General features: G+C 72.3%; 16 protein-coding genes. 7 read left to right on the top strand and 9 right to left on the bottom strand.

Features of this window, described 5'->3' with window-relative positions; genetic code table 11:
* Positions 1-9: 9 nt before the first annotated feature.
* From FS793_RS03895 to aroA, 3 genes are read right to left on the bottom strand one after another with little or no spacing between them, the layout of a single operon-like run.
* Positions 10-438, bottom strand: a complete 429-nt coding sequence (locus FS793_RS03895; RefSeq protein WP_260980006.1) for a MarR family winged helix-turn-helix transcriptional regulator — start codon at positions 436-438, stop codon at positions 10-12.
* On the bottom strand, positions 435-1,463 hold the full coding sequence (rsgA, locus tag FS793_RS03890) for a ribosome small subunit-dependent GTPase A (protein ID WP_144718733.1): 1,029 nt from the start codon (positions 1,461-1,463) through the stop codon (positions 435-437). Before rsgA ends, FS793_RS03895 begins: the two co-directional genes overlap by 4 nt.
* Before the next feature lie 10 nt (positions 1,464-1,473).
* Positions 1,474-2,790, bottom strand: a complete 1,317-nt coding sequence (gene aroA, locus FS793_RS03885) for a 3-phosphoshikimate 1-carboxyvinyltransferase (RefSeq protein WP_260980005.1) — start codon at positions 2,788-2,790, stop codon at positions 1,474-1,476.
* A gap of 70 nt (positions 2,791-2,860) precedes the next feature.
* Between aroA and FS793_RS03880 the strand changes: the two genes are divergently transcribed.
* Positions 2,861-3,430, top strand: coding sequence for a sigma-70 family RNA polymerase sigma factor (locus FS793_RS03880; RefSeq protein WP_260980004.1), 570 nt, complete (start codon positions 2,861-2,863; stop codon positions 3,428-3,430).
* Positions 3,430-3,675 carry a zf-HC2 domain-containing protein gene (locus tag FS793_RS03875; protein ID WP_092506133.1) on the top strand — a complete coding sequence of 82 codons (246 nt, stop codon included), beginning with the start codon at positions 3,430-3,432 and terminating at the stop codon, positions 3,673-3,675. The genes FS793_RS03880 and FS793_RS03875 overlap by 1 nt, the downstream gene beginning before the upstream one ends.
* 223 nt (positions 3,676-3,898) lie before the next feature.
* On the opposite strand, the gene aceB is transcribed toward FS793_RS03875, so the two are convergent.
* Positions 3,899-5,509 (bottom strand): malate synthase A, encoded by a 1,611-nt coding sequence (gene aceB, locus FS793_RS03870; RefSeq protein WP_144718724.1) that lies wholly within the window; start codon positions 5,507-5,509, stop codon positions 3,899-3,901.
* Positions 5,510-5,556: 47 nt separating this feature from the next.
* On the bottom strand, positions 5,557-6,855 hold the full coding sequence (aceA, locus tag FS793_RS03865) for an isocitrate lyase (RefSeq protein WP_144718720.1): 1,299 nt from the start codon (positions 6,853-6,855) through the stop codon (positions 5,557-5,559).
* 105 nt (positions 6,856-6,960) lie between these two features.
* Here aceA and FS793_RS03860 point away from each other — a divergent pair, with 105 nt between their 5' ends.
* The gene (locus FS793_RS03860; protein ID WP_144718717.1) at positions 6,961-8,439 is read left to right on the top strand and encodes an XRE family transcriptional regulator; all 1,479 of its coding nucleotides are present in this window, start codon (positions 6,961-6,963) and stop codon (positions 8,437-8,439) included.
* A gap of 126 nt (positions 8,440-8,565) precedes the next feature.
* Here FS793_RS03860 and FS793_RS03855 read toward each other — a convergent pair whose 3' ends face one another.
* The 3 genes from FS793_RS03855 to FS793_RS03845 all read right to left on the bottom strand — a co-directional run bounded on the left by FS793_RS03855 (position 8,566) and on the right by FS793_RS03845 (position 13,209).
* Complete coding sequence (locus FS793_RS03855) at positions 8,566-8,814, bottom strand: hypothetical protein (RefSeq protein ID WP_186329305.1); 249 nt, start codon at positions 8,812-8,814, stop codon at positions 8,566-8,568.
* Positions 8,815-8,816: 2 nt separating this feature from the next.
* Positions 8,817-12,626, bottom strand: a complete 3,810-nt coding sequence (locus FS793_RS03850) for a multifunctional oxoglutarate decarboxylase/oxoglutarate dehydrogenase thiamine pyrophosphate-binding subunit/dihydrolipoyllysine-residue succinyltransferase subunit (protein ID WP_144718714.1) — start codon at positions 12,624-12,626, stop codon at positions 8,817-8,819.
* Between the two features lie 76 nt (positions 12,627-12,702).
* Positions 12,703-13,209 (bottom strand): HNH endonuclease, encoded by a 507-nt coding sequence (locus FS793_RS03845; protein ID WP_144718711.1) that lies wholly within the window; start codon positions 13,207-13,209, stop codon positions 12,703-12,705.
* Positions 13,210-13,347: 138 nt separating this feature from the next.
* Between FS793_RS03845 and FS793_RS03840 the strand changes: the two genes are divergently transcribed.
* Positions 13,348-14,898, top strand: a complete 1,551-nt coding sequence (locus FS793_RS03840) for a bifunctional 3'-5' exonuclease/DNA polymerase (protein ID WP_186329304.1) — start codon at positions 13,348-13,350, stop codon at positions 14,896-14,898.
* Here FS793_RS03840 and FS793_RS03835 read toward each other — a convergent pair.
* Positions 14,877-16,007: an epoxide hydrolase family protein gene (locus tag FS793_RS03835; protein WP_144718705.1), complete on the bottom strand. Its 1,131-nt coding sequence runs from the start codon at positions 16,005-16,007 to the stop codon at positions 14,877-14,879. The two genes, FS793_RS03840 and FS793_RS03835, sit on opposite strands and share 22 nt — an antisense overlap.
* Before the next feature lie 81 nt (positions 16,008-16,088).
* Between FS793_RS03835 and FS793_RS03830 the strand changes: the two genes are divergently transcribed.
* The 3 genes from FS793_RS03830 to FS793_RS03820 all read left to right on the top strand — a co-directional run bounded on the left by FS793_RS03830 (position 16,089) and on the right by FS793_RS03820 (position 20,067).
* Entirely contained in the window at positions 16,089-17,522 is a 1,434-nt protein-coding gene (locus tag FS793_RS03830; RefSeq protein WP_144718702.1) for a GuaB1 family IMP dehydrogenase-related protein, read from the top strand.
* Positions 17,523-17,710: 188 nt separating this feature from the next.
* Positions 17,711-19,033, top strand: a complete 1,323-nt coding sequence (locus FS793_RS03825; protein WP_144718699.1) for a hemolysin family protein — start codon at positions 17,711-17,713, stop codon at positions 19,031-19,033.
* A complete protein-coding gene (locus FS793_RS03820) occupies positions 19,030-20,067 on the top strand; it encodes a hemolysin family protein (RefSeq protein WP_144718696.1) in 1,038 nt (345 codons plus the stop codon). Before FS793_RS03825 ends, FS793_RS03820 begins: the two co-directional genes overlap by 4 nt.
* The last annotated feature ends 7 nt before the right edge of the window (positions 20,068-20,074 follow it).

Genomic DNA, 20,074 nt, shown 5'->3' with positions numbered 1-20,074 from the left:
ACCTGAAGGTCAGTGCTCGACGGGCGGCGGCAGGTCCGCCATCTGCGGACGCAGCTCGACGAGCGCGGTCGCCAGGGCCGGCTGCTCCGCTGCGAGCGTCGCGTCGAGCGCCGCGACGCGCTCCTGGGCCGCGGCGAGCACGGCACGACCGCGGTCGGTGAGGCGCAGCGTCGAGCGCGCGCCCGCGTGGGCCGTCGCATCGTCGACGAGCCCGTCGGTCGCCAGCTGGCGCACCGCCGTGTGCGCCGACTGCACCGTGATGCCCGTGCGCCGCGCGAGCTCGGAGAACGACAGGTCGGGCAGCGCGTCGAGATGCGCGAGCAGGCCGAGCCTGCGGGTCGTGAGGCCCAGGTCGCGCAGGGCGGCCGTGAGCCGTGCCTCCCACGATCCCGCCGCCGCGATCATCGCGACGACGGGGCTCGGACGCCGTTCGGTCACCAGCGGTCCTCGACCGTGAGCGTCGCCAGCAGGCCCTGCACCGACTCCACCCTCGTGCGGTCGAGCTCGCCGCGGTCGGCGGCCTCCTGGATGGCGCAGTCGGGCGCGTCGGCGAGGTGCGTGCAGCCGCGCGGGCAGTCGTCGCTCGCCGCCTGGATGTCGGGGAACGCCTTGAGGATCGATGCGACGTCGATGTGCCCGAGGCCGAACGAGCGCACGCCGGGGGTGTCGATGACCCATCCGGATCCGAGCCGGTACGACTGCGTCGACGACGACGTGTGGCGGCCGCGGCCCGTGACGGCGTTGACGTGGCCGACGGCCCGATGCGCGGCGGGCACGAGCGCGTTGACGAGCGTCGACTTGCCGACGCCCGAGTGGCCGACGGCGACCGTGACGTGGCCGTCGAGCCGCTCGCGCAGCGCCTGGGCGGGAGGGTCGTCGGAGCGCGAGCGCCACGTCTCGATGTCGAGGCCCTCGAAGTGCGCCAGCAGCGTCGCGGGATCGGCGAGGTCGGTCTTCGTCACGACGAGGATGGGCGTGATGCCCGCGTCGTAGGCGGCGACGAGGTAGCGGTGCACGAGGCGGGGACGCGGCTCGGGGTCGCGCGCGGCGACGACCATGAGCATGAGGTCGGCGTTCGCGACGATGACGCGCTCGAACTCGTCGGAGTCGTCGGCCGAGCGCCGCAGCACCGTCGTGCGGGGTTGGATGCGCACGATGCGCGAGAGGGTGCCCTCGTCGCCCGACGTGTCGCCGACGACGTCGACGCGGTCGCCCGCGACGATCGCCTGCTTGCGCAGCTCGCGGGCGCGCGTCGTCGTGATGATCGCCTCGTCGGGCTCACCGTCGCGCACGACGACGGTGTACCTGCCGCGGTCGACGGCCGTCACGAACCCGTCGACCGAGTCGGCGTGCTCGGGGCGGATCTTCGTGCGCGGCCGATTCGCCTTGGGGTTCGGACGCTCGCGCACCGAGTCGCCGTACTCCTCGTACGGGTCGTCGGGCTCGTCGCTCAGCCAGCTCATCGCATGTCCGTCACGGGGAGCCCGCCAGCATCCGCTGCCAGAGCTCGGGGAACTCCGGGATGGTCTTGGCGGTCGCGGCGATGTCGTCGACCTCGATGCCGGGCACCGCGAGGCCCAGCAGCGCGCCCGCCGTCGCGATGCGGTGGTCGGCGTACGCAGCCCATGCGCCGCCGTGCAGCGCGCCGGGCTGCACGGTGATCGACTCCTCGTCGCCCGACGCGGCGCCGCCGAGGCGGGCGAGGTCGTCGACGAGCGCGTCGATGCGGTCGGTCTCATGGCCGCGGATGTGGCCGATGCCGTCGATCGTCAGCGGCGCGTCGGCGAAGACGCCGAGCGCCGCGATCGTCGGCGACAGCTCGCCCGCGTGCGCCATGTCGATCGTGCCGCCCGCGAGCGGTGCGGCGGCGACGCCTGCGCCGCCGTCGACGGTGCAGCGGTCGCCGTCGATCGTCACGGATGCGCCGAGGCGTGCGAGCAGGGCGGGCAGCTCGGCGCCGACCTGCGTCGTCGTCGAGGGCCAGCCGGCCACGGTGACGCGGCCGCCCGCCACGAGCGCGGCGGCGAGGAACGGCGCCGCGTTCGACAGGTCGGGCTCGATCGCCACGTCGAGCGCCGCGATGGGACCCGGCGCGACGTGCCACACGCCCGGCTCGGGCGACGACGCATCCACGCCGCGGGCGCGCAGCGTCGCGATGGTCATGTCGATGTGGGGCAGCGACGGCAGGCGCTCGCCCGTGTGGCGCAGCGTGAGCCCCTCCTCGAAGCGCGGCGCCGCGAGCAGCAGCGCCGACACGAACTGGCTCGACGCGCTCGCATCGATCGCGAGCTCGCCGCCGCGCACCGAGCCCGTGCCGTGCACCGTGAAGGGCATCGTGCCCGTGCCGCCGTCCTCCACGCGCACGCCGAGCGCGCGGAGCGCGTCGATCGTCGTGGCGTTGGGGCGCTTGCGCGCGTGCGGGTCGCCGTCGAAGTCGACCGCGCCCGTCGCGAGGGCTGCGACGACCGGCAGGAATCGCATGACGGTGCCGGCGAGGCCGCAGTCGACCGATGCCGCGCCGAGCGGGCCCGGGGACACGCGCAGGTCGGGTCCGAAGGGTCCGGAGCCCACCTCCTCCACGCCCACGCCCATCGCGCGCAGCGCGTCGACCATGAGCGCGGAGTCGCGCGAATGCAGGGGAGCGCGCAGCAGGCCGGGCTCGTCGGCGAGCGCCGCGAGCACGAGCTCGCGGTTCGTCAGCGACTTCGAGCCGGGCAGGTGCACGGTCGCGTCGAGCGGGCCGGTGGCCACCGGAGCCGCCCACGCGCGGGAATGCGGCGCCTGAGTCATCGGTTCCATCCTACGAAGGGGAGGGTGCATGACCACGACCAGCGTGCTGACGCGCGTAGGATCGTCGCCGATGGCAGACGACTCCGACGCGTTCATCGACGAGGCCCTCGAGTACACCGACCAGCTGTACGCGGCCGCGATGCGCATGACGCGCAACCCGCAGGATGCGGCAGACCTGGTGCAGGAGACGTACGCGAAGGCGTACGCCGCCCGCGACTCCTTCACGCCCGGCACCAACCTGCGTGCCTGGCTGTACCGCATCCAGACGAACACGTACATCAACCAGTACCGCAAGAAGCAGCGGCAGCCCTTCGAGGCGCCGCTCGACGATCTCGAGGACTGGCAGATCGGCGTCGGCGAGTCGACGACGGCCACGAGGTCGCGGTCGGCGGAGGCCGAGGCCATCGACCGCATGCCCGCGGGCGTCGTGCGCGACGCCCTGCAGTCGATCCCCGAGGACTTCCGCATGGTCGTCTACTGGGTCGACGTCGAGGGCATGTCGTACGCCGAGACGGCGGAGATCATGAAGACGCCCGTCGGCACCGTGATGAGTCGCCTGCACCGTGGCAGGCGGCAGCTTCGCGAGCTGCTGGCGGACTACGCCCGTGAGCAGGGCATGACGGCAGGGGGGAAGCGCTGATGGGCGACTGCGGTTGCGACAAGGCCAAGGCCGAGCTCGAGGAGTACCTGCACGCGGAGCTGTGCAAGGAGGATGCGGCGGACATCCGCGCGCACCTCGACGGCTGCACCGACTGCGCCGACGAGCACACCGTGGGCGTGCAGCTGACGATGGCGCTCAAGCAGGCGTGCAAGGAGACGGCACCCGAGCAGCTCAAGGACCAGGTGCTCGCGCGCCTGCGCGCCGTGCAGGCGACGCACGGCTGACGCCGGACGCACGCGAACCCTCCACCTTCACGTCAGCGTCGAGACGTCTTCGCGCTGACCGCTTGCGGGCCCCTCGGCTCGCCTCCATGATGATCGAACCTCCCTTGAGGAGGCGCCCCTCGCCAGAAGGGCCCAGGCCTCGGCCAGGGCGCTGGAGACGGGGCGAAGGGCCCCGGCGACTCATGCTCACCGGGGCCCTTCTCCATGCGCGATGCTCGGCGGATCACGCCGCGATCGGCGCCTCCTCCGCGAGGGGCGACAGGTACCGCTCGGTGCCGGCGAGCGTGAAGAACGCCGGGTACGTCGGGCGGAGCGCCACCTCGTGGAACAGGCTGATCGCCTCGTCGAAGCGGTCGCCGTCGAAGCGCTCGAACGACGCCGACAGCTCGCGCACGATGCCCTTCACCCGGTCGCGCGAGATCGTGTGGCCCTCGGCGGTGCGCGCCTCGACGTGGATCCACTGCCACACCTGCGACCGCGAGATCTCGGCCGTCGCCGCATCCTCCATGAGCGAGTGGATCGCGACGGCGCCCTGGCCGCGCAGCCACGCCTCCATGTAGCGGATGCCGACCTCGACGTTGAGCCTGAGGCCCGCCTCGGTGATGTCGCCCGGCGTCGTCGACAGGTCGATGAGCGCGGCCTCGTCGGGCACGACGTCGTCGCGGCTGCGGCCCAGCTGGTGCGGCGCGTCGGCCAGCACGGCGTCGAACTCGGCCTGCGCCGTCGCGACGAGGCCGGGGTGCGCGACCCACGAGCCGTCGAAGCCGTCGGCCGCCTCGCGCCGCTTGTCCTCGGCGACCTGCGCGAGCGCCACTCGCGTCGCCTCCGGATCCTTCGCGCTCGGCACGAACGCGGCCATGCCGCCGATGGCGTGCGCGCCACGACGGTGGCATGCGCGCACGAGCTGCTCGGTGTACGCCCGCATGAACGGCGCCGTCATCGTGAGCGCCGAGCGGTCGGGCAGCACGAAGTCCGGGCCGCGGAAGCGGAAGGCGCGGATGATCGAGAACAGGTAGTCCCAGCGGCCGGCGTTGAGGCCCGACGAGTGCTCGCGCAGCTCGTAGAGGATCTCCTCCATCTCGAACGCCGCCGAGATCGTCTCGATGAGCACCGTGGCACGGATGGTGCCGCGCGGGATGAGCAGCATGTCCTGCGCCGCGACGAACACGTCGTTCCACAGGCGCGCCTCGAGGTGGCTCTCGAGCTTCGGCAGGTAGAAGTACGGGCCGCGGCCCGACGCGATGAGCGCGTCGGCGTTGTGCAGCATGTGCAGGCCGAAGTCGACGAGCGATGCGCTCATGGGCTCGCCGTCGACGAGGATGCGCCGCTCGTCGAGGTGCCAGCCGCGCGGCCGCACGACGATCGTCGGCGTGCGCTCGGCCGTGACGCGGTACTCCTTGCCCTGCGGGCTCGTGTGCGCGATCGTGCCGCGGATGGCGTCCTGCAGGTTCGCCTGGCTCGCGATGACGTTCTCCCACGTGGGGGAGGAGGCGTCCTCGCAGTCGGCCAGCCACACGCGTGCGCCCGAGTTGAGCGCGTTGATGGTCATCTTGCGCTCGATGGGGCCGGTGATCTCGACGCGACGGTCCTCGAGCCCGGGCGCGGGCGGCGCGACCTGCCAGGTGGCGTCGTCGCGGATGTGCCGGGTCTCGTGCAGGAAGGCGGGCGTGGCGCCGTCGGCGAGCGCCGCGCGACGCGTGCGGCGCAGGCGGCGCAGCTCGCGGCGGCGCCGCTCGGCGAGGTCGTGCAGCGACAGCAGGAACTCGAGGGCCTGCGGCGTGAGCACGCGCTCCTGGTCGGGGGCGTGCTCGGTGATGCGGATGCGGTCGGTCATGGGAGTCTCTCCAAGCGGGTGGGGCGGACCGAGGCGGTCCTGCGACGTCAGTGGAACTGCGCGGTCTCGGTGGAGCCGGCGAGGGCGAGGGTCCCCGAGTCGGGGTTGAGGGCGGAGGCGACGAGGTCGAACCATCCGGTGCCCACCTCGCGCTGGTGGCGCGTGGCGGTGTAGCCCTGCGACTCCGCGGCGAGCTCGCGCTCCTGCAGGTCGACGTAGGCGGTCATGTGCTGCTCGGCGTAGCCCTTGGCGAGGTCGAACATCGAGTGGTTGAGGGCGTGGAAGCCGGCCAGGGTGATGAACTGGAACCGGAATCCCATGGCGCCGAGCTCGCGCTGGAACGATGCGATCTGCGCGTCGTCGAGGTGCTTGCGCCAGTTGAACGACGGCGAGCAGTTGTACGCGAGCAGCTGGTCGGGGAACTCGTCCTTGATGCCCTCGGCGAAGCGGCGTGCGGTCTCGAGGTCAGGCTTCGACGTCTCCATCCACAGCAGGTCGGCGTAGGGCGCGTAGGCACGGCCGCGCGCGATGCAGGGGTCGATGCCGTTCCGCACCTCGTAGAAGCCCTCGGCCGTGCGGTCGCCGGTGAGGAACGGGCGGTCGCGCTCGTCGACGTCGCTCGTGATGAGCGTCGCCGCCTCGGCGTCGGTGCGGGCGACGATCACGGTCGGCACGCCCTCGACGTCGGAGGCGAGGCGCGCGGCGTTGAGCGTGCGCACGTGCTGCTGCGTCGGGATGAGCACCTTGCCACCGAGGTGGCCGCACTTCTTCTCGGAGGCGAGCTGATCCTCCCAGTGCACGCCCGCCGCGCCGGCGGCGATCATGCCGCGCTGCAGCTCGAACGCGTTGAGCGGGCCGCCGAAGCCGGCCTCGGCGTCCGCGACGATCGGCACGAGCCAGTCGTCGACGCTGCGCGTGCCCTCGGCGTGCTCGATCTGGTCGGCGCGCAGCAGCGCGTTGTTGATGCGGCGCACGACGCTCGGCACCGAGTTCGCCGGGTACAGGCTCTGGTCGGGGTAGGTCTGGCCCGCGAGGTTCGCGTCGGCGGCGACCTGCCAGCCCGAGAGGTAGATGGCCTCGAGGCCCGCCTTCACCTGCTGCACCGCCTGGTTGCCGGTGAGGGCGCCGAGGGCGCGCACGGGCTCGGGCTGCTGCAGGCGCTCGAAGAGCCGCTCGGCACCGCGACGGGCGAGGGTGCGCTCCTCGACGACCGAGCCGCGCAGGCGCACGACGTCGGCCGCGGCGTAGTCCCGGGCGACGCCGCTCCAGCGCGTGTCGGCGTCCCACTCGAGCTGCAGTGCCTCGGCTGCCTGCTGCTGAGTCTGCTGGTGCTGGTTCTCGGTCATCGGGGGCCTCCTCCATCGGGGTCTGGCTCCACTCTCGCCGCAGGAACGCACTCCTGGATTCGATTCCTCGTGTGAAGTTCTGCATTCCTGCCATATGCTGCAGCGATGACGATGTCGTCCTGGAACCGCTCGACGAGCGCCCCCGAGTCGCCGGATGCCGACGCGACGGATCCGCTGCAGCTCGGCAAGGCCATCCGCCACCATCGCAAGGCCGCGGGGCTCACGCTCGACGCCGTGCACGACGCCATCGGGCTCGCGCCCTCGCAGCTCTCGGCGATCGAGACGGGCAAGCGCGAGATCCGCTTCCAGACCCTGCAGCGCCTCGCCGGCCTGCTGGGCGTCTCGCTCGACGCGCTCACCGGCGAGGCGCCGCCGAGCGAGCGCGCCGCGCGCGAGCTGCGGCTCGAGCGCGCCATGCGGTCGCCGCTGTGGGTGCAGAAGCAGCTGCCCACGATGCGCGTCGGGCCGCGCACGCCCGACGACGTGCTCGAGACGATGCTCGCGCTCGTCGATGAGCTCGAGCGACAGGCCGAGGAGCGCATCGCGACGCCCGAGGAGGCGCGGCGAGCGAACGCGCAGCTGCGCGGCGAGATGCGTGCGCGCGACAACCACTTCCCCGAGATCGAGCGCGAGGCGGCCGGCATCCTCGCCGACGTCGGCTACGTGCAGGGGCCGTTGTCGCAGCACCTCATCGCCGCGATCACCGAGCGCCTCGGCTTCACGGTGCACCACGTCGGCGACCTGCCGCACTCCACGCGTTCGGTGACCGACCTCAAGCGCCGCCGCATCTACCTCTCGCGCTCGACGCGCGGCGACCACGACCCGCGCTCGGTGCTGCTGCAGGCGCTCGGGCACCACGTGCTCGGCCATGACGTGCCGAGCGACTACGGGGCCTTCCTGCGGCAGCGCGTCGAGACGAACTACTTCGCGGCCGCGCTGCTCATGCCGGAGGCGACGGCCGTCTCGTTCCTCTCCGCCGCGAAGGCCGAGCGGCAGCTCGCGGTCGAGGACCTGCGGGATGCCTTCGCCGTGTCGTACGAGATGGCGGCGCATCGGCTCACGAACCTCGCCACCGTGCACCTCGGCATCCCGCTGCACTTCCAGAAGGTGCACGAGTCGGGGATCATCTACAAGGCGTACGAGAACGACGGCGTGACGTTCCCCGCCGACCACACCGGCGCGATCGAGGGCCAGCCGGTGTGCAAGCGGTGGACGAGCCGCGAGGTGTTCGACGTGCCCGACAAGGTCAACGCGTTCGAGCAGTACACCGAGACGCCTGCGGGCACGTTCTGGTGCACGGCCATGACCGAGCGCAGCGCGCAGGGGGAGTTCTCGCTGTCGATCGGCGTGCCGTTCGCGCAGGCCCGCTGGTTCCGCGGCCGGGCCACGAAGGAGCGCTCGGCGTCGCAGTGCCCGGACCCGTCGTGCTGCCGCACGCCACCGACGGAGCTCGCGGATGCGTGGGCCGGCCAGGCGTGGCCGAGCGCCCGCGCCCACTCGCACCTGCTCGCGGCCCTGCCGCCCGGTGCCTTCCCCGGCGTCGACGAGACCGAGGTCTACACGTTCCTCGCGTCGCGCGACTGACCGGAGCGGTCCGCGAGACGCAGATCCGACTCGGCCGTGGCCACGTTTCGCAGGTGATCTCGCGACCGGAGGGGAATCTTCCCTTGGCTCGGCGAATCGCCTGCGAGACGCAACCGCCGAGCGGGGTCACCTCAGGCGAGCGTCGCCGTCGGCGGGGGATCGGTGGTCGGCATGCGCGACCATGGCCGCCGCGACGCCCCCGCGCGAGGACGACAGGTACAGCGTCGGCTCGTCGGGGCGCGAGTACCGGCCCGCCGAGCGCGACCCCGCGAGCGCCGAGTCGCGATGCGTCGGGTCGATCGCGCGATGGAACGTGCCCCGCACGTGCGAGAGCCCGCCGTCACCAGCGGTGACGACGGGCTCTCGACGCGGCACGGTCAGGCGCCGAGCGCCTCGTCGAGGATCTGCGCGAGCTCGGCAGCCGAGCGCTTCGGGGATCCCGTCGCGGGGCTCGCCGAGGCCGTGCGGCCGATGGCGCGGATCGTGCGACCGTGGTGCAGGTGGCGCGGCAGCGAGTAGTGCACCGACGGCCAGGCGCCCTGGTTGAGCGGCTCCTCCTGCACCCACACGAGCTCGGCGCCGTCGTAGCGGTCGAGCGCCGCGTTGATGGCGTCGACGTCGAGCGGGTACAGCTGCTCGAGGCGCACGAGCGCGACGTCGTCGATCTCGCGCTTCGCCATCTCGGTGGCGATGTCGTAGTGGATCTTGCCCGAGTGGAGCAGCACGCGGCGCACCTTCGACGAGTCGACCTTCGCGTCGTCGATGACGGGCTGGAACGTGCCGGTCTCGAAGTCCTCGACCGGGCTCACCGCGTCGCGCAGACGCAGCATGGCCTTGGGCGTGAACACGATGAGCGGACGACGCGGGCGCTGGTACGCCTGGCGACGCAGCAGGTGGAAGTACGACGCCGGCGTCGACGGCCGCGCGACGATCATGTTCTGCTGGGCCGACAGCTGCAGGAAGCGCTCGATGCGCGCCGACGAGTGGTCGGGGCCCGCGCCCTCGTAGCCGTGCGGCAGCAGCAGCGTCAGTGACGAGAACTGGTTCCACTTCTGCTCGGCGCTCGAGAGGAACTCGTCGAGCACGATCTGCGCGCCGTTCACGAAGTCGCCGAACTGCGCCTCCCACAGCACGAGCGCGTCGGAGCGCTCGACCGAGTAGCCGTACTCGAACGCCATGGCGGCGTACTCCGACAGCAGGGAGTCGTAGATCGACAGGCGCGCCTGCTCCTCGGAGAGGTTCGCGAGCGGCAGCCACTCCTGGCCGTTGACCTTGTCGTGCATGACGGCGTGCCGCGACACGAACGTGCCACGACGCGTGTCCTGGCCGGACATGCGCACCGCGGTGCCCTCGGTGAGCAGCGAGCCCAGCGCCAGCAGCTCGCCGAACGCCCAGTCGATGCCGCCGTTGCGGCTCATGTCGAGGCGCTTCTTGAGCACCTGCTGCACCTTCGTGTGGACGGTGAAGCCGTCGGGAGCGTTGGCGTGCGCATCGCCGATCGCCTCGATCGTGGCGCGCGAGATGCCGGTGTCGGCAGGCGTGCCGACCATCGTCGACTCGGGCGTCTGCGTCGGGATGGGCATCGAGCCCGTCGCGGCGGCGTGGGTCTCCATGAACGCCCGCTCGAGGCGGTCCTGGAAGTCCTTCTGCGCCTCCTCGTACTCGTCCTCGGTGATGTCGCCGCGGCCCACGAGGTTCTCGGCGTACAGCGTGCGCACCGAGCGCTTGCGCTCGATGAGCGAGTACATGAGCGGCTGCGTCATCGTGGGGTCGTCGCCCTCGTTGTGCCCGCGGCGGCGATACGTGATGAGGTCGATGACGACGTCGCGCTTGAACTCCTCGCGGTACTGGAAGGCCAGCTCCGCGACGCGCACGACGGCCTCGGGGTCGTCGCCGTTCACGTGGAACACGGGGGCGCCGATCGCCTTGGCGATGTCGGTCGAGTAGATCGACGAGCGCGACTCCGACGGCGGGGTCGTGAAGCCGATCTGGTTGTTGACGACGAGGTGCACCGTGCCACCGGTCGTGTAGCCGCGCAGCTGCGACAGCTGCAGCGTCTCGAAGACGACGCCCTGGCCGGCCATCGCGGCGTCGCCGTGCACGAGCACGGGCAGCACCGAGCGACGACCGTCGCCAATGCGGTCCTGCTTCGCGCGGGCGATGCCCTCGAGCACGCCGTTGACGGCCTCGAGGTGCGACGGGTTGGCGGCGAGGTAGACGGGGATCTCGGAGCCGTCGGCAGCCACGAAGGTGCCCTCGGTGCCGAGGTGGTACTTCACGTCGCCGGAGCCCTGCATGACGGCGGCGCCCTCGAACTCCTGGAAGATCTGGCCGTAGGTCTTGCCGGCGATGTTCGTGAGCACGTTGAGGCGGCCGCGGTGCGGCATGCCGATCACGACCTCCTCGAGGCTCGCCTCGGCGGCGCCCTGGATGAGGGCGTCGAGGAAGGCGATCATCGACTCGGAGCCCTCGAGCGAGAAGCGCTTCTGCCCGACGTACTTGGTCTGCAGGAACGTCTCGAAGGCCTCGGCCTCGTTGAGCTTGCGCAGGATGCGCATCTGCTCGTCGTGCGTCGGCTTGACGTACGGCACCTCGAGGTGGTCCTGGAACCACTTGCGCTGCGCCGGGTCGGCGATGTGCATGTACTCGACGCCCATCGTGCGGCAGTACGTGTCGCGCAGCACGCCGAGCACGTCGCGCAGCTGCGCCGAGCGACGGCCGCCGAAGCCGCCCGTGACGAAGTCGCGGTCCAGATCCCAGAACGACAGGCCGTGCTGCTCGATCTCGAGGTCGGGATGCGTGCGCTGCACGTACTCGAGCGGGTCGATGTCGGCCATGAGGTGGCCGCGCACGCGGTACGAGTTGATGAGCTGCGCGACGCGCGTCTGCTTCGACAGCTCGTCGGACTCGTGCACCGAGACGTCCTGCGCCCACGCGATCGGCTTGTAGGGGATGCGCAGGTCGGCGAAGATGCCGTCGTAGAACCCGTCCTGGCCCTGCAGCAGGCCGTGCACGATCTTCAGGTACTCGCCCGAGCCGGCGCCCTGGATGACGCGGTGGTCGTAGGTCGACGTCAGCGTGATCGTCTTGCCGATGCCCGCATCCGCGAGCCGCTCGACGCTCGCACCCTGGAACTCGGCCGGGTAGTCGAGCGCGCCGGCGCCGATGATGCATCCCTGGCCCTGCATGAGGCGCGGCACGGAGTGCACGGTGCCGATGCCGCCGGGGTTCGTGAGCGAGATCGTCGTGCCGGCGAAGTCGCCGGCCTCGAGCTTGTTGGCGCGAGCCTTCTTCACGAGCTGCTCGTAGGCGCCGATGAACTCCGCGAAGTCCATCGTGTCGGCCTGCTTGATGCTCGGCACCAGCAGGGCACGCGTGCCGTCGGGCTTCGGCAGGTCGATCGCGATGCCGAGGTTGACGTGCGGGTGCGCGACGAGCGACGGCTTGCCGTCGACCTCCGCGTACGACACGTTCTGGCTCGGGAACGCCTTGAGCGCCTGCACGAGCGCGTAGCCGATGAGGTGCGTGAACGAGATCTTGCCGCCGCGCGTCCTGCGCAGGTGGTTGTTGATCACGATGCGCTGGTCGATCATGAGCTTCGCGGGCACCGTGCGCACCGACGTGGCGGTCGGCACGGCCAGCGAGAGGTCCATGTTGTGCGCGAGGGCCTTCGGCATGCCGCGCAGCGGCGTGACGGTCGGCTCGTCGGCCTTCGACTCCTCGGCCTTCGCGTCGGCCTTGTCGCGGTCGGCGGGCACCGGCGCGGGCTTCGCGGGGGTCTTCGTCGTGCGCGCGGCGATGGTGCCGTCGGGGCGCTGGGCCGGCTTCGTCGGTGCCGGGGGAGCGGGCGGGGCGGACTGCGCGGGCGCCTCGCTCGCGTTGGCCGGAGCAGCGGGTGCTGCCGTGGGCGCGGTGGGGGCCGACGGTGCGGCCGGTGGCGGCGGGGTCGCCGGCTGCGCGGGTGGCGCTGCGGGCGTCTCAGCCACGGGCGGTGCCGTGGTCGTCGCGGTGGTGGTGCCGCCTCCCAGCTGCGCTGCATAGCGCTCCAGGATCGGCCACCAGGACTGGGCCACCTTCGACCTGTCCTGCTTGAAGAGCTCGTACTGCTCCTCCACCAGCCATTCGTTCGCTCCGAAGTCGCTGCTCGCGGCTGCCACGGATCCTTCGCCTCTTCTCACCGGGGGCATGCTTGCGTGTCGGTCATCGACACCGCCGTCCATCCTACGCGCCGAAGATGGCGCTGGACGCCTTCTGGACGTTCTGTCACCGAGCGAGGCCGAGCGCGACGAGGTCGACGCCGGCCGCCTCGACGGCGAGCATCACGACCTCGCGGCGCCAGACGACGCGCGGCTCGAACTGCAGCGGCATCGCCGCCTCCGCAGGCGTGCGATTGCCCTTGCGGCCGTTGCAGTCGACGCATGCGGTGATGGTGTTGAGCCACGTCGACGCGCCGCCGCGCGACGCGGGCTGGATGTGGTCGATCGTCGAGCCGGAGCCGCCGCAGTAGGCGCACCGGCGCCGGTCGCGCTCGAGCACGCCGCGCCGCGTCCAGGGCATGCGGTCGTACATGCGCGTGTGCGGCACCGCCACGTAGTCGTTGAAGACGACGACCTTCGGCACGGGCATCTCGAAGCTCTCGGAGCGGATCGTGCCCTCCGACGCGAGCATGATCTGCGCGCGCTCCTTCACCACGAAGGCGACAGCGCGCTGCAGGGAAGCGACGCCGATCGGCTCGAGCGTCGCGTTCAGCACCACCACCTGGGCCTGCATCGCGCCTCCTTGACCCCATCGTGCACCACGCGGGGTTCGGAATCACGGCATTGCGCGGATGCGTTCACGGCGTGTTCACCGGGCGTGTCCCCTCGCGGCGGTCGGGAGACGTGGGTGGCGCCGCCTAGCGTGAGGGTCGTGGATGCGGTGATCGCGCCGGTCGGCGAGGCATGGGAGGTCGCGGTCGTCGGCGACGACGGCGCCGTGCGCGACCGGCACGCGACCGATGCCCTGCCCGAGGCCGTCGCGGCGCTCGAGCCCGAGCGCCCGCGCTGGGTGTGGCAGGACTCGACGCGCGTCGCGCCCGTGCTGCTCGCGGCGGGGGTCGCCGTCGAGCGCGCCCGCGACCTGCGGCTGAGCCACCGCATCCTCGCCGACGCGGGGCGCATGCCGCTCGACGCACGCTGGCTGCGACGGCTGCGCGCGCCCGACGGCGCGCTGTTCTCGATGGACGAGGCGCCGGAGCCCGTCGATGCGCTCGTGGCCGAGCTCGCGCGGCAGGAGGCGGCGGTCGGCGACGACGCGTCGATGCGGATGCTGCTCGCCGCGGAGTCGACGGGCGCCCTCATCGCCGAGGAGCTGCTGCACGTCGGGCTGCCCTGGTCGCCGGCCGAGCACGACCGGCTGCTCGCCGACGCGCTGGGGCCTCGACCCATCGCCGGCCGCCCCGCTCGGCTGCAGGCGCTCGCCGACGACGTCGACCGCATCCTCGGCCAGCACGTGAGCATCGACTCGGCTCCCGAGCTCCTGCGGGCCCTGCGCGGCGCCGGCCTCGACGTGCGCTCGACGTCGCGGTGGGAGCTGCGCGAGATCGACCATCCCGTGGTCGAGCCGCTCGTCGCCTACAAGCGGCTCTATCGGCTGTGGACGGCGAACGGCTGGCAGTGGGCCGACGAGTGGGTGCGCGACGGGCGCTTCCACGCGGAGTACGTGCCCGCCGGCGTCGTGACGGGCCGGTGGGCGACGGCGGGCGGCGGCGCGATGCAGATCGCGAAGCAGGTGCGCGGCGCCGTCGTGGCCGATCCGGGCTGGCGGCTGATCGTCGCCGACGCCGCGCAGCTGGAGCCGCGCGTGCTCGCCGCGATGGCGCGCGACGAGGCCCTCGCCGAGGCCGCCGTGGGCGACCTGTACGAGGGCCTCGTCGACGACGGGGTCGTCGAGTCGCGCCCCAAGGCGAAGGTCGCGATGCTCGGCGCCCTCTACGGCGGCACCTCGGGCGACTCCGGCAGGCTCGTGCCCGCGCTGCGGCGGGCGTACCCGACGGCCATGCGCGTCGTCGACGACGCGGCGACGACGGGGGAGCGCGGCGGCGTCGTGCGCACGTGGCTCGGCCGCACGAGCGCGCCCATGCCCCCGGCGCGCTCGGGCATCGCCGACCGCGATGCCGTCTCGCGCGAACGGGCGTGGGGCCGCTTCACGCGCAACTTCGTCGTGCAGGGCTCGGCGGCGGAGTGGGCGCTGTGCTGGATGGCGCTGCTGCGCCGCAGCCTGCGCGCCGGCGGCGGCGAGCTCGTCTACTTCCTCCACGACGAGGTCATCGTGCACGCCCCCGCCGAGCGCGCGGAGGCGGTCGCGGACGAGATCCGCGCGGCAGCGACGGGCGCGGGTCGCATGCTCTTCGGCTCGTTCCCCATCACGTTCCCCGTCGACGCGCGCATCGTCGACGACTACGGCTCCGCGGGCGACTGAGCCGCGAGCAGCCCGAGGGCGATCGCGAACGCGCGGAACCGCGCGGCCATCGCATCCGGTACCTCGGCGATCGCGAAGTGGCCGCCCTGCTCGAGACGTTCGAACGTGCGAAGGTCGCGGTAGAAGCCGCGTGCCAGGGACTCGGGGTAGTCGGCCTCGTGGCGTTGCACGTGCACGGCGGCCGGTACCTCGACCGGCGCGATCGGACCGTCGTCGACCGACTCGAAGTAGGGACGGAACGACGTGCCGATCGACTGCCCGAACCAGTAGATGGACGCCTCGGTGAGCAGTCGCTCCCTGGCGATGCGTCGCTCGACGAGCCGCGGATCGCCGGCGGGCGTGTCGCTCCACTCGACGAGCTTCTCGACGATCCAGGAGAGCAGCCCCGCGGGCGAGTCGTTGAGCCCGACCGCGAGCGTGTCGGGCCGCGTCGCCTGCGCGTGCGCGTACGCGCTGGCGAACGGTGCGTCGGCGGCGAGCCGCTCGAAGAACGCGCGAGCGTCGGGGTCGACGAGCTCGGTGCGCTCGGCCTCGGTCGGGAAGTGCGCGTGCGTCGCGACGATGCCGGCGACCGAGCCCGGGTACGACGACGCGATGCGGTCGCTCACGTTCGCCGACACGTCCTCGCCGTAGGTGAGGAACGTGCGGTAGCCGAGCACGCGCGTCATGAGGTCGTGCATCGCGTCGGCGAGCCGTTGCTCGCCCATCGGACCCTCCGCGAACGGCGTCGAGAAGCCGAAGCCGGGCAGGCTCGCCACGACGACGTGCATGTCGGGCAGCCGCTCGGCGAGGTCGAGCTGCAGCGCGAACGTGTGCGGCCAGCCGTGCAGGACCAGCAGCGCCGGGGCGTCGGTGTCGGCTGCTCGCAGATGCGCGTGGTGGATGCGGGCGCCGTCGATCTCCGCGATCGCCTGCGGATGCGCGGCGAGCCACCGCTCGCGCTCGCGCCAGTCGAGCTCGAGCCACGACGCGACGAGCTCGGCGAGGTAGTCGCTCGTCATGCCGACGTGCGGTGCGCCCTGCTGGTCGGGCAGCAGCCGCGTCGCGCGCAGCCGCGCATGCAGGTCGGCGAGCTCGGCATCGGGCACGTGCAGGGTGAACGGCTCCATGCGGTGCACGCTACGACCGACCTCCCACGCTCGTGGCGGACATGCGCCGCCGCGCGACGGCGCGCGGCGTAGCGTGGAGGCATGCGCTTCCTGCAGCCGCCGCCTCCGCACGACCTCACCTACTCCGACGTGTTCCTCGTGCCGAGCCGGTCGGACGTCGGCAGCCGCATGGCCGTCGACCTCGCCCCCGACGACGGCACGGGCGCGACGCTGCCGATCGTCGCGGCGAACATGAACTCCGTCACGGGCCCGCTGCTCGCGGCGACGCTCGCGCGCCGAGGCGGCCTCGCGGTGCTGACGCAGGACCACGACCTCGACGAGACCATCGCGGCGATCGCGTGGGTCAAGGAGCAGCCCGTCGACCTCGCGTCGGCGCAGCTCGCGACCGAGGACGAGCTCGTGGCCGACGTGCTGCTGCGCGTGCCGGCCGTCGAGGGGCACGGCATCGTCGTCGTGCGCGACGGCGTCTACGTCGGCGCCATCGGCGCGCGGCGACTCGGGCACGCGCTGCCGGACGCCCGCATCGGCGACCTCCTGCACGGCACGATCGAGCCGCTGGCTCCCGCCGACGTCGTCGACGCCCGCACGGCGTTCGACGCCGTGCACGCGCGCGGCGTCGACTTCGCCGCCGTCGTCGACGACGGCCGCGTGCTCGGCACCGTGAGCCCCCGCACCGCGCTGCGCTCGGCGCTCTACCAGCCGGCCCTCGACGCCGAGGGACGCCTGCGCGTCGCCGTCGCCGTCGGCATCAACGGCGACCCTGCCGCGAAGGCGCGCGCGCTCGTCGACGCCGGCGCCGACGTCGTCGTCATCGACACGGCCCACGGTCACCAGGGCGGCATGCTGCGCGCGATCGAGGCGGTGCGCGGCGCCGTCGACGTGCCGATCGTCGCGGGCAACGTCGTCACGGCGTCCGCCGTGCGCGACCTCGTGCAGGCGGGCGCCGACATCCTCAAGGTCGGCGTCGGCCCCGGCGCCATGTGCACGACGCGCATGATGACGGCCGTCGGTCGTCCGCAGCTCTCCGCGGTGCTCGAGACGGCCGAGGAGGCCATCGGCCTCGGCGCACGCGTCTGGGCGGACGGCGGCGTGCGCTACCCGCGCGACGTCGCGCTCGCGCTCGCCGCCGGCGCGTCGAGCGTCATGATCGGCTCGTGGTTCGCCGGCACGATCGAGGCGCCCGGCCGCCTGCAGCGCGACGAGCAGGGCCGCCTCTACAAGGAGTCCTGGGGCATGGCGTCGACGAAGGCCGTGCGCGGCCGCTTCGGCGACCTGCCCGCCTTCGAGCTCGCCACGAAGACCCTCTTCGCCGAGGGCATCTCGTCGTCGACGATCCTGCTCGACCCGAACCGTCCGAGCGTCGAGGACCTGCTCGACATGATCACGTCGGGCGTGCGCTCCTCGGCCACGTACGCGGGTGCGTCGTCGATCGCGGAGTTCCGGGAGCGCGCCGTCGTCGGCGTGCAGTCGGCGGCGGGCTACGAGGAGGGCAAGGCGCTGCCGGTGTCGTGGTGATCGGCGTGCCCTCCACGCGGTGATCGCCCACGGCGAGCGCGCGGCGATCCGTGCGCCGCGCGGCTGTACGATGCTGCGGTGAGCGACGAGCACCATAGTCCTTGGGGCACCGGCCCGAGCCCTGACCGGCACCGCGGCACCCGCCCCAGCCCCTGTCACCATGCCCTGCTGCGCATCGGACGCCTCCGATGATCGAGCAGCTGCCCTGGCTCTTCATCCTGATCGGCGTCGTGCTCACGGTCGGCACCGGGTACTTCGTCGCCAGCGAGTTCTCGCTCGTGAACCTCGACCGCTCCGAGCTCGAGGCGCAGCAGGAGCGCGGCGAGGGCAGCCACCCCGGCGTCATCGCGGCCCTCAAGCAGACGTCGACCCACCTCTCGAGCGCGCAGCTCGGCATCACCCTCACGACGCTCCTCACGGGCTACACGATGGAGCCGGCGATCTCGCACCTCCTCGCGCCCGTGCTCGAGGGCTGGGGGATCCCCGACGAGATCGCGCCCGGCATCTCGCTCGCCATCGCCATCGTCATCGCGACGCTCCTGTCGATGATCGTCGGCGAGCTCGTGCCCAAGAACTTCGCCCTCGCGGTGCCGCTGCGGACCGCGAAGATCGTCACGCCGTTCCAGCGGGCCTTCACGTTCGTCATGAAGCCCGCCGTGCTGCTGCTCAACGGCTCGGCCAACGGCATCCTGCGCTCCATCGGCATCGAGCCGAAGGAGGAGCTCTCGGGCGCCCGCACCGCCGACGAGCTGTCGTCGCTCGTGCGCCGCTCGGCCATGGAGGGCCTGCTCGACGCCGACCAGGCGACGCTGCTCTCGCGCACGCTGCGCTTCTCGGAGCTCACGGCAGGCGACGTCATGACGCCCCGCCCGCGCGTCGAGGCCATCGACCGCGAGCGCACGGTCGCCGACGTGCTCGAGCTCTCGCGCACGACCGGCCTGTCGCGCTTCCCCGTCATCGACGACGACCTCGACCGCGTCGTCGGCATCGCCCACGTCAAGCAGGCCGTCTCGGTGCCGCGCGACCGCCGCGCCGACGTGCCCGTGCTCGCGATCGCCGAGGAGCCGCACCGCGTGCCCGAGACCGTCGGCCTGCCGCAGCTGCTCGCCGACCTCAAGGAGCGCGGCTACCAGATGGCGATCGTCGTCGACGAGTACGGCGGCACCGCCGGCCTCGCGACGCTCGAGGACCTCGTCGAGGAGATGGTCGGCGAGGTGAGCGACGAGCACGACCGACTGCGGCCCGAGATCGTGCGCGCGCCCGGATGGGTCGCGTTCCCCGGCCTGCTGCGACCCGACGAGCTGCGCGAGCGCGCCGCGGTCGAGATCCCCGACGACGGCCCGTACGAGACGGTCGCCGGCTACGTCGTCGCCGAGCTCGGCCGCCTGCCCGTCGTCGGCGACGAGGTCGCGATCGACGGCGGCGTGCTGCGCGTCGAGCGCCTCGACGGCCGACGGATCGACCGCATCCGCTACGTCGTGCGGACCGAGTCCGAGGAGGTGGCCCGATGAGCTCCGACTGGGTGGGCCTGATCTGGCTCGTGGTGCTGCTCGTCGTCAACGCGTTCTTCGTCGGCGCCGAGTTCGCCGTCATCTCCGCGAAGCGCTCGCAGGTCGAGCCGCGGGCCGAGCGCGGCTCGCGCGCCGCGAAGATGGCGCTGTGGGCGATGGAGCACGTCTCGCTCATGCTGGCGATGTGCCAGCTGGGCATCACGGTGTGCTCGCTGCTCATCCTGCTCGTGAGCGAGCCGGCGATCCACCACCTGCTCGCCGTGCCGCTCGGCGCCGTCGGCCTGCCCGAGATCGCCGTCGACGGCATCGCGCTGGGCCTCGCGATCCTCATCGTCACGTACCTGCACGTCGTGTTCGGCGAGATGGTGCCGAAGAACGCCGCGTTCACGCTGCCGACGGCGGCCGTGCTGCTGCTCGCGCCGCCGCTCGTGCTCATCTCGCGCGTCTTCAAGCCCGTCATCTGGGTGATGAACTGGATCGCGAACCACATCCTGCGACTGTTCCGCGTCGAGCCGAAGGACGAGGCGGCGAGCGCGTTCACCCTCGACGAGGTCGAGACGATCGTCGAGACGTCGAAGCGCGAGGGGCTGCTCGTCGACCCGACGGGCGCGATCTCGAAGATGTTCGAGTTCACCGAGCGCACCGTCGGCGACGTCGCGATCCCGCTCGACGGGCTCGTGACGCTCAGCGACGAGGCGACGACCGACGACGTGGAGGCGGCGGTGCGCGAGCACGGCTTCTCGCGCTACGTCATCGTCGACGAGGCGGGCGAGCCGACCGGCTACATCCACCTCAAGGACGTGCTGACGACCGACGACCCCGAGGCGCAGATCCCCGCGAAGCGCATCCGCCAGCTCGCATCGCTCTACGCGGGCGGCGAGCTCGAGGATGCGATCCAGCGGATGCGCTCGTCGGGCAGCCACGTCGCGCGCGCGTTCGACCAGTCGGGCGCGACGACGGGCGTGCTGTTCCTCGAGGACTGCATCGAGGAGCTCGTCGGCGAGGTCCGCGACGCCACGAGGCGGTTGAGCTGACCGTCCG

This window comes from Agrococcus jejuensis, assembly GCF_007679035.1.
Taxonomy (GTDB): domain Bacteria; phylum Actinomycetota; class Actinomycetes; order Actinomycetales; family Microbacteriaceae; genus Agrococcus; species Agrococcus jejuensis_A.
The sequence above is the reverse complement of the archived record's forward strand: the minus strand, read 5'-3'. Positions and strand labels throughout refer to the sequence as shown.

Excerpts from the sequence above, each read along its gene's own strand:
- FS793_RS03880 (WP_260980004.1), top strand. The coding sequence starts at position 2,861 with ATGGCAGACGACTCCGACGCGTTCATCGACGAGGCCCTCGAGTACACC.
- FS793_RS03860 (WP_144718717.1), top strand. The coding sequence starts at position 6,961 with ATGACGATGTCGTCCTGGAACCGCTCGACGAGCGCCCCCGAGTCGCCG.
- FS793_RS03830 (WP_144718702.1), top strand. The coding sequence starts at position 16,089 with ATGCGCTTCCTGCAGCCGCCGCCTCCGCACGACCTCACCTACTCCGAC.
- FS793_RS03845 (WP_144718711.1), bottom strand. The coding sequence starts at position 13,209 with ATGCAGGCCCAGGTGGTGGTGCTGAACGCGACGCTCGAGCCGATCGGC.
- rsgA (WP_144718733.1), bottom strand. The coding sequence starts at position 1,463 with ATGAGCTGGCTGAGCGACGAGCCCGACGACCCGTACGAGGAGTACGGC.
- aroA (WP_260980005.1), bottom strand. The coding sequence starts at position 2,790 with ATGACTCAGGCGCCGCATTCCCGCGCGTGGGCGGCTCCGGTGGCCACC.
- FS793_RS03820 (WP_144718696.1), top strand. The coding sequence starts at position 19,030 with ATGAGCTCCGACTGGGTGGGCCTGATCTGGCTCGTGGTGCTGCTCGTC.
- FS793_RS03835 (WP_144718705.1), bottom strand. The coding sequence starts at position 16,007 with ATGGAGCCGTTCACCCTGCACGTGCCCGATGCCGAGCTCGCCGACCTG.
- aceA (WP_144718720.1), bottom strand. The coding sequence starts at position 6,855 with ATGACCGAGAACCAGCACCAGCAGACTCAGCAGCAGGCAGCCGAGGCA.
- FS793_RS03875 (WP_092506133.1), top strand. The coding sequence starts at position 3,430 with ATGGGCGACTGCGGTTGCGACAAGGCCAAGGCCGAGCTCGAGGAGTAC.
- FS793_RS03850 (WP_144718714.1), bottom strand. The coding sequence starts at position 12,626 with ATGCCCCCGGTGAGAAGAGGCGAAGGATCCGTGGCAGCCGCGAGCAGC.
- aceB (WP_144718724.1), bottom strand. The coding sequence starts at position 5,509 with ATGACCGACCGCATCCGCATCACCGAGCACGCCCCCGACCAGGAGCGC.
- FS793_RS03825 (WP_144718699.1), top strand. The coding sequence starts at position 17,711 with ATGATCGAGCAGCTGCCCTGGCTCTTCATCCTGATCGGCGTCGTGCTC.